The 12,138-nt window shown below is 62.0% G+C and carries 8 protein-coding genes and 2 tRNA genes; 4 read left to right on the top strand and 6 right to left on the bottom strand.

Going from position 1 to position 12,138, the window contains the following annotated elements:
* The first annotated feature begins 21 nt into the window (after positions 1 to 21).
* From J3P86_RS02575 to J3P86_RS02560, 4 genes are all read left to right on the top strand, one after another.
* Positions 22 to 108: transfer RNA gene (locus J3P86_RS02575), tRNA-Leu, on the top strand.
* Positions 109 to 283: 175 nt separating this feature from the next.
* Positions 284 to 370, top strand: a tRNA-Leu gene (locus J3P86_RS02570).
* 289 nt (positions 371 to 659) lie between these two features.
* Positions 660 to 1,670, top strand: a complete 1,011-nt coding sequence (locus J3P86_RS02565; protein ID WP_434699354.1) for an extracellular solute-binding protein — start codon at positions 660 to 662, stop codon at positions 1,668 to 1,670.
* Entirely contained in the window at positions 1,670 to 3,235 is a 1,566-nt protein-coding gene (locus J3P86_RS02560) for an ABC transporter permease (RefSeq protein ID WP_434699353.1), read from the top strand. Before J3P86_RS02565 ends, J3P86_RS02560 begins: the two co-directional genes overlap by 1 nt.
* Positions 3,236 to 3,760: 525 nt before the next feature.
* Here J3P86_RS02560 and J3P86_RS02555 read toward each other — a convergent pair.
* The 6 genes from J3P86_RS02555 to hflX all read right to left on the bottom strand — a co-directional run bounded on the left by J3P86_RS02555 (position 3,761) and on the right by hflX (position 12,134).
* The gene (locus tag J3P86_RS02555) at positions 3,761 to 5,695 is read right to left on the bottom strand and encodes a methyl-accepting chemotaxis protein (RefSeq protein ID WP_434626372.1); all 1,935 of its coding nucleotides are present in this window, start codon (positions 5,693 to 5,695) and stop codon (positions 3,761 to 3,763) included.
* A gap of 151 nt (positions 5,696 to 5,846) precedes the next feature.
* A complete protein-coding gene (locus J3P86_RS02550) occupies positions 5,847 to 7,139 on the bottom strand; it encodes an adenylosuccinate synthase (protein ID WP_003186407.1) in 1,293 nt (430 codons plus the stop codon).
* A gap of 54 nt (positions 7,140 to 7,193) precedes the next feature.
* Positions 7,194 to 8,381 carry an ATP phosphoribosyltransferase regulatory subunit gene (locus J3P86_RS02545; protein WP_434626373.1) on the bottom strand — a complete coding sequence of 396 codons (1,188 nt, stop codon included), beginning with the start codon at positions 8,379 to 8,381 and terminating at the stop codon, positions 7,194 to 7,196.
* A gap of 321 nt (positions 8,382 to 8,702) precedes the next feature.
* On the bottom strand, positions 8,703 to 9,572 hold the full coding sequence (gene hflC / locus J3P86_RS02540) for a protease modulator HflC (RefSeq protein WP_305497195.1): 870 nt from the start codon (positions 9,570 to 9,572) through the stop codon (positions 8,703 to 8,705).
* Positions 9,572 to 10,747: an FtsH protease activity modulator HflK gene (hflK, locus tag J3P86_RS02535; RefSeq protein WP_434626374.1), complete on the bottom strand. Its 1,176-nt coding sequence runs from the start codon at positions 10,745 to 10,747 to the stop codon at positions 9,572 to 9,574. Before hflK ends, hflC begins: the two co-directional genes overlap by 1 nt.
* An 85-nt stretch (positions 10,748 to 10,832) precedes the next feature.
* Positions 10,833 to 12,134 carry a ribosome rescue GTPase HflX gene (gene hflX / locus J3P86_RS02530; protein WP_434626375.1) on the bottom strand — a complete coding sequence of 434 codons (1,302 nt, stop codon included), beginning with the start codon at positions 12,132 to 12,134 and terminating at the stop codon, positions 10,833 to 10,835.
* Positions 12,135 to 12,138: the final 4 nt, after the last annotated feature.

The raw sequence follows: 12,138 nt of genomic DNA, 5'->3' as shown, positions 1-12,138 counted from the left end.
CGCACACACGCTGTCGATATTGCCCAGATGGTGAAATTGGTAGACACGCCAGCTTCAGGTGCTGGTGACCGCAAGGTCGTGGAAGTTCGAGTCTTCTTCTGGGCACCAATTTCAAGCAGCAGATAATGTCTGCGAGCTTTTACAGAAACCCGCGAAAGCGGGTTTTTGCATTTTTGCCCCCGTCGTTTCGTTTTGGCAATTACCAAAACAAAAACAGGGGTTTACAGATCAAAACGCGCTCCGTATAGTGCGCGACATCAACAGCGGCAACGCTGAAGATGCTGCCCAGATGGTGAAATTGGTAGACACGCCAGCTTCAGGTGCTGGTGACCGCAAGGTCGTGGAAGTTCGAGTCTTCTTCTGGGCACCAATTCAAGCTTCAAGGTTTACGTACCTTGAACCTCACAAAAACCCGCGAAAGCGGGTTTTTGCGTTTTCGGGATCCGAAAATTCCCTCTGTGGCGAGGGGATTTATCCCCGCTGGGCTGCGTAGCAGCCCCAAAAGCAACGATCTCAATCTTACTGGCACCGAGTTGTCTGGCCGGGGGCCGCTGGGCAGCCCAACGGGGATAAATCCCCTCGCCACAACGCACATGAGAAACAATATCGTTTATCATTGTTACAAGTTTTTGCTACACGACAGTGAGGAACCCCCGCGAATGATGTTTCGAACCACCCTGCGCCGCGCCCTGACCTGCACCCTGCTCGGCCTGACCCTCGCAACGCCCCTCACCCAAGCCGCCGACAAGGTGGAACTGACTCTCTACAACGGCCAGCACAAAGAAGTTGGCGATGAACTGGCCAAGGCCTTCGAGGCCAAGACCGGCATCCACGTCAACGTGCGCAAGGGCAGCAGCAACCAGCTCGCCAGCCAGGTTGTCGAAGAAGGCGAGCGCTCCCCTGCCGACGTGATCTACACCGAAGAGTCGCCGCCCTTGAACAAGCTCGGCGAGCAAGGGCTGCTGGCGAAGATCGACGACGCCACGCTCAACGTACTACCCAAGGATTATGTTGCGAGCAATGGCACCTGGATGGGCGTGACCGCCCGCGTGCGTGTGGTTGCCTACAACCCCAAACTGATCGACGAGAAAGATCTGCCGAAAACCGTCCTCGATTTCGCCCAGCCGCAATGGCAGGGCAAGGTCGGCTTTGTACCAACCAGCGGCGCGTTCCAGGAGCAAGCCGTCGCCATCATCAAGTTGCACGGGATGGACGCCGCCGAGGAATGGCTCACCGGGCTGCGCGCGTTCGGCAAGGTCTACAGCAACAACATGGTTGCCCTCAAGGCCGTGGAAAACGGCGAAGTCGCGACGGTCCTGGTGAATAATTACTACTGGTTCGCGCTGCAGCGAGAGAAAGGCCAGCTCGACTCCAGGCTGCACTATTTCACCGGAGGCGATGCCGGTGGCCTGGTGACCGTGTCCAGCGCCGCTGCGCTGAAATCCAGCAAGCACCCCAAGGAAGCCCAACAACTGCTCGCCTACATGGCCAGTGAAGAAGGCCAGCGCGTGATTACCCAGACGTCCGCCGAGTACCCCCTCCACAAAGGCATGGTGTCGGACCGTGGCCTCAAGCCGTTCACTGAACTTGAACCGCCAAAAGTCACTCCGGCCGACCTCGGCAATGCTGAAGAAGCCCTGGAGCTGGAACGTGAAGTCGGCCTGAACTGATGACACCGTCGCTGAACGCTCCCTCTGCCGCGAGGAGCTATATTCCCCGGCGCAAGCGCCCGTCGATCGGTCTGCTGCTCCCGGTTCTGCTGCTGGTGCTGCTGAGCGCGTTGCCGCTCCTGTATGTCATCGCGAAGGCCTGGCAGGCCGGTTGGACAGAAGCATTGCACTTGCTCTGGCGGCCTTATGTATTCGGCCTGCTGCGCAACACCTTGGCGCTGATGATCGGTGTCACGCTGGCCTGTGGCGTGATCGGCCTGTCGCTGGCCTGGCTTTTGGAGCGCAGCGATCTGCCGGGACGCAGGGTCTGGGGCGTGATCCTCTGCCTGCCATTCGCAGTGCCGGCGTTTGTCAGCAGCTTCACCTGGGTATCGCTCAGCGCGCAATTCGAAGGACTGGGCGGGGCCATCCTGGTCATGACGCTGTCCAAATATCCGCTGATTTTCCTGCCGGTGGCGGCAACGCTACGCAATCTCGATCCCTCTCTTGAGGAATCCGCACGAACCCTGGGGCAAAATCGCTGGGGCGTGTTTTTTCGCGTCACCCTGCCATTGCTCTGGCCCTCGCTGCTGGCCGGCTCACTGTTGATTGCCTTGCACATGCTGGTGGAGTTCGGCGCGCTGTCGATCATCGGACTGCAAACGTTTACCACCGCGATCTATCAACAATTCGAGCTGGAGTTCAGCAACGCCAATGCCGCCATGCTGTCAGCGGTGCTGTTGGTGCTTTGCCTGGCACTGTTGTGGCTGGAATTGCGCGTGCGCGGCAAGGGCCGCCACGTACGCACCGGACAAGGCGCGGCACGCCGCGCGGAACAGGTACGGCTCGGCCCCTGGGCGTTCCTCGGCCAGCTGTATTGCGCGGCACTGACGGTCATTGGCAGCGGTATTCCGCTGGGGATGCTGGTGTATTGGCTGGCGGTGGGCACTTCCGCCGCCTTCCCGGTGGGCGAGATCGGCGAAGCCCTGCTGTCATCCCTGGCGCTGTCACTGGGCGGCGCCGCGCTGTGCCTTGTACTCGCGGTGCCGGTCGGCCTGCTGGTGGTGCGTCACAAGGGGCGCCTGGCGCTATGGGCAGAACGCCTGCCGTATTTGCTGCATGCACTGCCAGGCCTGGTGATTGCCCTGAGCCTGGTGTATTTCGCGCTGCACTATGTGCCGGCGCTCTATCAGACCTCGGGTTTGCTGCTGATTGCCTACGCGCTGCTGTTCCTGCCGCTGGCCCAGGCGCCGGTGCGCACGGCGCTGAACAAGGCCGCGCCGCAGCTGGAAGAAGCGGCTCGCACGCTGGGGGCTTCTCCTTTCAGTGCGTTTTGCCGGGTGACCTTGCCGATTATCTTCCCGGCGCTGGGGGCGGCATTTGCGCTGGTGTTCCTGGACGCGATGAAAGAACTGACTGCTACTTTGCTGCTCAGCCCGACCGGGCTCAACACCCTGGCGACAGCGGTCTGGGCACATACCTCGAACATCGAGTTTGCGGCAGCGGCGCCTTACGCGGCGCTGCTTATCCTGGTGTCGGGGTTACCGGTCTATTTGCTGACGACGCGGATGTATCTGAGCCGCTGAAATCGCTTTCGCGAGCAGGCTCGCTCCTACAGGGGGTTGTTGCGCATGTGGATGCAATGAACACTGGAGATCAGCGTGAGAGCGAGCCTGCTCGCGAAAGCGGTGGGTCAGCTTGCATCAGCGTTGAATGTGCCGCCTTCGCGAGCAGGCTCGCTCCCACAATGGGATTGGAATACAACCGAAGAGCCAGGTCGGCTGTCAGGCCGCCTCGCCGTGGATGTTGATCTCGGCGCCCCGTTAACCACGCTGGCCGAACGCAGGCATTGCGCAGTGGGCATCCCGGCATGGATGCCGGGATAGCCGCGCTGGGCCAGGGACGGCCCTTCGCGGCGGGCCCACGGAGCAATGCCGGAGTGAGGGCATGCCGAGCCCAAGCGAGGCACCGAGTGGTGGGGCAAAAGCGTTTTGCTTACTTTTGCGCTTCATAAAAGTGAGCCGCCGTCAGGGCGGAACCCTAAGCAGCCGTTACTACAGCAACGGATATGTACCCGGTCAAACTGTCAGTCCGTCATCGCCTCCACCTGATCAGGCCCTGAACTGCCCCAGGCTCGCCTTCAACTGCGCCGCCAGACTGTCCAACACCTTGCCGCTGGCAGTGGTCTCGACCACCGCCTGGGCGGCTTTTTCGGCCTGGGCGTGGATGGTTTCCACCCGTCCGCGCACCGCTTGGGCGCCCTGGGCCTGATGCGCCGCTGCCTGGGTCGCCAGGCCGATGGCCGCGTGGACCTGCTCGACCGAAGCCTGCACTGATTGCTGCAGCCGCGCGCTGTCTCGCAGCACCGCCAGACCCTCGTTCGCTTGTCGTCCAGCCTGGCCAATCGCAGCCACCGCTTCGCGCGCACCTTGTTGCAAGGCGACGATATGCGCCTGGATGTCGCCGGTCGAACTCTGGGTCTTGCTCGCCAGTGCCCGCACCTCGTCCGCCACCACTGCAAATCCGCGCCCGGTTTCGCCTGCCCGCGCCGCTTCGATGGCCGCGTTCAACGCCAGCAGGTTGGTTTGCTCGGCGATGCCATGGATAACCGTCAGGACCACTTCGATCTGCTCGCTCTGCTGCGCCAGCCGCTCGATGACCTTCGCCCCGGTGTCGACCTGTCCGGCCAGCGCTTCGATCAAGCCGCCGACCTTGGCCGCGGTGCGGGTCGTTTCATCGGTGGCCTGGCGGATCTCCACTACCTGCTGCAAGGCCGCCTGCATCGCCTGGCTTTCCGACTGCGCCTCATCAGCCATCTGCGACAGGGCCCGCAGGCTCTCGGCCACTTCGTCGCGCTGCATGCCGGCCGCCGCGTCGGCGCCGGAGTTGCGCAGGGTCATTGCACCGATTTCCTGGCCGGTGCGCTGGGCCACGTCACCCGCTTCACGCACGATAGGTTGCAATTTGTCGACAAAACGATTGACCGCCGAAGCCATGTCGCCAATTTCATCCTTGCTGCTGATCTGTACACGCTTGGTCAGATCGCCCTCGCCCGCCGCCAGGTCGTTCATCGCTGCAATCAACAGCTTCAAGCGATTGACCACTCGCCGCCCCAGCACCACGGCCAGCAATGCCAGCACGCCGAACCCAACCAGCGCCAGGCCCAGGCCGATGCGCCAGCGCAACGTTCCCGCAGCCTCCTGCACGGTGGCGGCGGTATTGGTCTGCATTTGCGTGGCGGTTGCCTGCGCCGAGCCCAGGCGGCCACGCATGGCGGTGGCGCTGTCCGCGGCTGCGCCCTTGAGGCTGTCACCGACCAATTGGTCACTGCTGGCGATCAATGCGGAGAAGCGCTGGTCCAGCGCTTTCAGATCGGTTTCCACCGAGGCGGTAGAAACGCCCATCAGCACTTTGCCAATTTCCACACCGTTGGGGTTGATCGACGCTTCGAGGTAATAGACCGACGGGTCGTTCTTCGCCGCGTCCAGCACCTTGTCCAGTGCTCGCTCGCCCTTGCCTTTTTCCAGCAGGGCCTTGTTGATCGGGTTTTCACGGTTCAGATAACGAGTCAGGTGTTCGCCGGCAGCGTCGTCATAGATGACGAACAACACGTTGGGATTGCGCTGGGCGCGGCGGGCGAATTCGGAAAGGGTCGGCACGTCGCTGTCCCACATGGCGCGAGGCGCGACCGAGGCCAAAAGCTGCGCCATATCATTGGCGGAATCCCTCAGGTCTTTTTCCAGAGTCGCACGCAGATGGGCCTGTTCCTCCTTCAGCCGCGAGGACAAACCGGCGTTCAACCGTTGGCGGGTGCTGGCGGAAAGGCTATCGAGGCTGGAGGTGACTTCACGCCCGGCCTGCTCCAGCTCACCGGAGAGTTTCTGGCTGTCAGCCCCAAGGCGCGCGTTCAGGTCGGCCTCCAGCGCAGTGACCGTGCTTCGGGTCAGCGCAACGGCGACCAGTACCTGCACCAAAAGGGCGATACCGAGCGTAACGAAAACAGGCCGCAGCAAACGGCTTTGTAACAGTGAGAGAACGGCCGACACAGGGGAATCCCTCTACTAACGCCAGTAAATTGATGGCACTTCACAAGAAGTACTTATTATCAAGGGTGCGTAGCAAAGGTCGTGCCGTCTGACAGACAGAGACGACAAAGGACCCAAACGAGGGTCCTTTGTGTGTTACATCAACGACTTATCAGGCGAAAGGGTGACGCAGAACGATGGTTTCGTTGCGGTCCGGCCCCGTCGAAATAATGTCGATCGGCGCACCGACCAGCTCTTCGACGCGCTTGATGTAGTTGCGGGCCGCCACGGGCAGCTCTTCCAGGGTCTTGGCGCCCACGGTCGATTCGGTCCAGCCTGGCATCTGCTCGTACACCGGCTCCAGGCCAATGTAGCTGTCTGCATCGGTCGGTGCGTCGATGACGGCGCCGTCCTGGTTCTTGTAGCCCACGCAGATGTTGATGGTCTCCAGGCCGTCCAGCACGTCCAGCTTGGTCAGGCACAGGCCCGAGATGCTGTTGACGTCGATGGCGCGACGCAGGATGACGGCATCGAACCAGCCGCAACGACGGGCACGGCCGGTGGTGGCACCGAACTCGTGGCCGCGCTTGGCCAGGAAGGCACCGACGTCGTCGAACAGCTCGGTCGGGAACGGGCCCGAACCGACGCGGGTGGTGTAGGCCTTGGTGATGCCGAGGATGTAGTCCAGGTACATCGGGCCAAAACCCGAACCGGTGGCGATGCCGCCAGCGGTGGTGTTGGAGCTGGTGACGTACGGGTAGGTGCCGTGGTCGATATCCAGCAGCGAACCCTGGGCGCCTTCGAACATGATGTCCTTGCCGGCACGGCGCAGCTCGTGCAGCTCGGCGGTAACGTCGAGCATCATCGGCTTGAGCAGCTCGGCGTATTCCATGCACTCGTCCAGGGTCTTCTGGAAGTCGATGGCCGGCTCTTTGTAGTAATTGACCAGGACAAAGTTGTGGTAGTCCAGCAACTCACCCAGCTTGGCGGCGAAACGTTCGCGGTGGAACAGGTCGCCGATGCGCAGGCCGCGACGGGCGACCTTGTCTTCATAGGCCGGGCCGATGCCGCGACCGGTGGTGCCGATCTTCAGCTCGCCACGGGCCTTTTCACGGGCCTGGTCCAGCGCAACGTGATAGGACAGGATCAGCGGGCAGGACGGGCTGATGCGCAGGCGCTCGCGCACCGGTACACCCTTCTCTTCCAGCTTGATGATTTCCCGCAGCAGGGCGTCGGGGGCAACCACCACGCCATTGCCGATCAGGCACTGCACGCCTTCGCGCAGCACGCCCGAGGGGATCAGGTGCAGAACGGTTTTCTCACCGTCGATCACCAAGGTGTGACCTGCGTTGTGGCCACCCTGGTAGCGCACTACGGCGGCAGCATGTTCGGTCAGCAGATCAACGATCTTGCCTTTGCCCTCATCACCCCACTGGGTGCCCAGGACTACGACATTCTTACCCATAACACTTGTCCTCATTCGCGCAAACTTGGTGCCGGCGATGGCCGGCAGGAAAACTCAAGAAGCCAGCGGCAATACTTGCCAAAGCCCGTTCTGCTGAATCAATTGCCGGTCGCAGTCCGCTTCACGGGCGGCGGCCAAAGGTTGCCCAGGCAATGCCTGGACGACACGCTGACCCTCACCGCGCAACTGGCAGACCATCTGCCAGAGTGCCGCATCCGTACTGTCAGGCATCCAGATACCGCCAGACGGTAACTCGATCTCAGCACGCCCCAGGGTCACCAGGGTTTTCAAATCGGTAGAGAAGCCGGTCGCCGGACGGGCACGACCGAAATCGGCACCGATGTCGTCGTAGCGACCGCCTTGGGCGATGGACTGGCCAACGCCCGGTACGAACACCGCGAACACCACGCCGGTGTGGTAGTGATAACCGCGCAGTTCACCCAGGTCGAAATACAACGGCAGCTCCGGGAAACGCACCGACAGACGCTCGGCAATCGCCAACAAGTCATCAAGGGCCGCCAGCACAGGGGCCGGCGCACCGGCCAGACGCTCGCGAGCGGCGCCCAGCACCTCACGGCCGCCACACAGATCCACCAATGCCCGCAGCATGCCGGACAATTGTGTCGGCAGGCCTTCGGTCAGGCTGATGACTTCGTCGATGGCCTTGCGCTGCAACGCATCGAACAACTGCTGTTCCACTTCGCCGGACAGGCCGGCCGCACGTGCCAGGCCGCGGTAGATGCCGACATGGCCCAGGTCCATGTGGACATCCGGCACGTCAGCCAGTTGCAGCATGGCCAGCATCAGGCTGATGACTTCCACGTCGCTGCTCGGGCTCGCGTCGCCGTACAGCTCGGCGCCCAGCTGGATCGGGCTGCGCGAAGACGACAAGGCACGCGGCAAGGCATGCAGGACACTGCCGGCGTAGCACAGGCGGCTCGGACCTTCACGACGCAGGGTGTGGGCATCGATGCGCGCCACTTGTGGCGTGATGTCGGCCCGAAAACCCATCTGCCGACCCGACTGCGGATCGATGACCTTGAAGGTGCGCAGATCCAGGTCCTGGCCCGCGCCGGTCAGCAGGGATTCCAGGTACTCGATATGCGGGGTCACGACAAATTCGTAACCCCAGCTCTGGAACAGATCCAACACCTGCCGACGCGCTACTTCGATACGCGCGGCCTCCGGTGGCAGTACTTCTTCGATGCCATCTGGCAGCAGCCAGCGGTCTACCGTTGCCATTACGCCATTCCCCTATGATCCGGGCGGCCAACTTTCGGGCTGGCCTTGAGTGAAGCAGAAAATGCCCGCGCCATGCGAAAAACCGCAAACCACGCGCAAGGGCGACGTGACGAATGGCCTTGAATCGGCCTCGCCAAGCACTTTCCTCGAAAAACCTGTCGGGTCATTTCACCCGACGCCTGCAACCAACACCACAATCGAACGTGCAGACGCAAAAAAGCCGGGAATTTCCCGGCTGCCGCATCATACACACGTTTTCCCAAAGGATCACCCCGCCCGACGTTTTAGCCGCCGGGCGGAGTGCTTCAGGTCAACGTCGCATCAAGGCTTGGCCTTTTCCAGGTAGTGGAAAAAGTCGCTGCTTGGGTCCAGGACCAGAACGTCGGACTTGTTCGCGAAGCTTTCACGGTAGGCGCGCAGGCTACGATAGAACGCGTAGAACTCCTGATCCTGGCCGTAGGCCTTGGCGTAGATCGCTGCGGCCTGGGCATCGCCATCACCACGGACTTCTTCCGACTCGCGATAGGCTTCGGCCAGCAGCACACGGCGTTGGCGATCGGCGTCGGCACGGATGCCTTCAGCCAGCTCGTTACCCTTGGCACGGTGCTCGCGGGCTTCACGCTCACGCTCGGTGCTCATGCGCTCGAACACGCTGCGGTTCACTTCCTTCGGCAGGTCGATGGCCTTGACGCGGACATCGACCACTTCGATACCCAGCTCTTTTTCCGCCATCGTGTTCAGCGAACGGGTGATGTCGGACATGAGCGCATCGCGCTCACCGGAGACCACTTCATGCAGGGTACGCTTACCGAACTGGTCACGCAGACCCGATTCCAGGCGACGGGACAGACGTTCGTCAGCGATCTGCTTGAGGCCGGACGTCGCGGTGTAGAAGCGCTCGGCATCCTTCACGCGCCACTTGGCATAGGCATCGACCATCACGGCTTTCTTTTCCAGCGTCAGGAAGCGCTGCGTCGGCGCGTCCAGCGTCATCAGGCGGGCGTCGAACTTGCGCACCTTGTTGACGTACGGCACTTTCACATGCAGCCCCGGCTGGACATCAGCCTGGACCACGCGACCGAACTGCAGCAACACCGCACGCTCGGTCTGAGCCACGATGTAGAAGCAGTTCCAGGCAGCGATCGCCACGACGACACCGACAATAAGGGCGATCAGCGATTTATTGCTCATCAGCGACTCTCCCTGGTACGTGCTTGCTGTTGCTGCAGGTCCGCCGCCGCGCGGGCATTGGCTTCATTGCTGGCGGCTGCCGCCGCGCCGGTTGACGGCGTGCCGGTGTTGCGACCGCTCTCGACCATCTTGTCCAGCGGCAGGTACAGCAGATTGCTCTGGCCGTTCTTGTTGCCGGTCACGAGGACCTTGCTGGTATTACTGAAGACTTCCTGCATGGTGTCCAGGTACAGACGCTGGCGGGTCACTTCAGGAGCCTTGCGATACTCGGCCACCAGCTTGGTGAAGCGATCAGCCTCACCCTTGGCGCGGGAAACCACTTCGTCGCGATAACCGTTGGCATCCTCGATGATGCGCTGGGCCTGGCCACGGGCTTCCGGCACGACGCCGTTGGCGTAGGTTTCGGCCTGGTTGCGCGAACGCTGCTCGTCTTCACGGGCACGGATCACGTCGTCGAAGGCTTCCTGGACTTCACGCGGTGCCGCTGCGCTCTGCACGTTGACCTGGGTGACAGTGATACCGGTGCGATAGGTGTCGAGGAAGCGTTGCAGACGCTCCTTGATTTCGCTGGCCATCAGCTCGCGACCTTCGGTCAGCACCTGGTCCATGGCGGTGGAGCCCACCACATGGCGCAAGGCACTCTCAGTCGCGTGTTGCAGGCTGATTTCCGGCTGGTCGACGTTCAGCACGAAGTCCTGCAGGTTGGTGATCTTGTATTGCACGGTCAGCGGCACTTCGACGATGTTCTCGTCCTCGGTGAGCATCTGGCCCTGCTTGGTGTAGGCACGCTCACGCGTGACGTTCTCCATGTACTTCTGGTCGATCGGCGGGAAATAGATGTTCAGGCCCGGGCCGACGGTTTCGTAGTACTTGCCGAAGCGCAGCACCACGGCTTGCTCCTGCTCGTCCACGACATACACCGCGCTGTACAGCCAGACAGCCGCAAGCACGACAAGACCGATGCCGAGCAGGCCGAAGCCACCGCCTCTGCCCGGACGGCCGCCGCCATCGTCACCGCGTTTCTTACCACCACCGAACAAACCGTTCAGGCTTTCCTGCAGCTTGCGGAAGGCCTCGTCGAGATCCGGTGGTCCCTTGCGGTCGCCGTTGTTACGACGCTTGCCGCCCCAGGGATCCTGGTTGTTCGAGTTGCCACCCGGCTCATTCCAAGCCATAGCGCTCTCCATCTGATAAAGCAAAGACGCACCCACGGCGCGCCGGCCAATGCTACAGAATGCCTGACACAGCTTTCTCAGGCTTTTATTGCAAAGTGTGTTGCTCGATGAATTCCATCGGTTGCAGCCCTTCACGACTGACCAGCCGGTTCAGTTCCGACCGAGGCAGGCGAACGGCCAGCAGGCAGACACCGTCTTCGTCGTGTTCTTCTTTCTGCACCGCCCCCAGCTCGAAGAACTGGGCACGCAGCCGGGCAAAACGCTGTGGCAGCTTCAGGGTGCCGACAAACAGGTCGTCGCCCAGCAGCTCCGCCACGGCCTGCTTGAGCAGGTCCAGGCCGCTGCCATCACGCGCCGACAGCCAGACCCGCTGCGGCTTGCCGTCGGCATCACGCTGGATCTGCGGTTCCACGCCCTCGAGCAAATCGAGTTTGTTGTATACCTCGAGGATCGGCAAGTCCTGCGCCCCGATCTCGCCCAGCACCACCATGACCTGCTCGATCTGCAGCATCCGGTCCGGCTCGGCAGCATCGATCACATGCAGCAGCAGGTCGGAGTTGCTCGACTCTTCGAGCGTAGCCCGGAAAGCCTCGACCAGTTTATGCGGCAGGTGCCGGATGAAGCCCACGGTGTCGGCCAGTACGATCGGCCCGAGGTCGTCCAGGTCGAGCCGGCGCAGGGTCGGGTCGAGCGTGGCGAACAACTGGTCGGCCGCGTAGACGTCGGACTGGGTAACGTGATTGAACAGCGTCGATTTGCCGGCGTTGGTATACCCCACCAGTGAAACCGTCGGGATGTCCGCCCGCTTGCGGCCGCGTCGCGACTGCTCGCGCTGGCTGCGGACCTTCTCCAGTCGCCCCTTGATCTGGCGCAGGCGAACCCGCAGCAGGCGCCGGTCGGTTTCCAGCTGGGTTTCACCCGGGCCACGCAGGCCGATACCGCCTTTCTGGCGCTCAAGGTGAGTCCAGCCGCGAACCAGCCGTGTGCTCATGTGCTCAAGCTGGGCCAGTTCGACCTGGAGCTTGCCTTCATGGGTACGCGCGCGTTGGGCAAAGATATCGAGAATCAGCCCGGTGCGGTCGATCACGCGACACTCGAAGACACGTTCGAGGTTACGTTCCTGACTGGGCGTAAGGATGTGATTGAAAATCACCAGATCGATGTGCTCGGCCTTGACCAGGTCGCGCAACTCCTCGACCTTGCCACTGCCGATCAGGAACTTGGCGGTTGGCCGATGACGCGGCACGTTGACAAACGCGACGGTCTCGGCGCCGGCCGAAATTGCCAATTCCTGAAACTCCTGCGGATCTTCGCGCGCCTCAGGGTCCTGTCCTTCCAAGTGAACGAGAATAGTCCGTTCACCACCACCGTGGCGCTCAAAGAACAAAGGA

It is taken from the genome of Pseudomonas sp. D1-1 (assembly GCF_051132225.1).
Classification (GTDB): Bacteria; Pseudomonadota; Gammaproteobacteria; order Pseudomonadales; family Pseudomonadaceae; genus Aquipseudomonas.
The sequence above is the reverse complement of the archived record's forward strand: the minus strand, read 5'-3'. Positions and strand labels throughout refer to the sequence as shown.

Coding starts and splice junctions, on each gene's coding strand:
- J3P86_RS02545 (WP_434626373.1), bottom strand. CDS start 8,381: ATGGCAACGGTAGACCGCTGGCTGCTGCCAGATGGCATCGAAGAAGTA.
- hflC (WP_305497195.1), bottom strand. CDS start 9,572: ATGAGCAATAAATCGCTGATCGCCCTTATTGTCGGTGTCGTCGTGGCG.
- J3P86_RS02560 (WP_434699353.1), top strand. CDS start 1,670: ATGACACCGTCGCTGAACGCTCCCTCTGCCGCGAGGAGCTATATTCCC.
- J3P86_RS02565 (WP_434699354.1), top strand. CDS start 660: ATGATGTTTCGAACCACCCTGCGCCGCGCCCTGACCTGCACCCTGCTC.
- hflK (WP_434626374.1), bottom strand. CDS start 10,747: ATGGCTTGGAATGAGCCGGGTGGCAACTCGAACAACCAGGATCCCTGG.
- J3P86_RS02550 (WP_003186407.1), bottom strand. CDS start 7,139: ATGGGTAAGAATGTCGTAGTCCTGGGCACCCAGTGGGGTGATGAGGGC.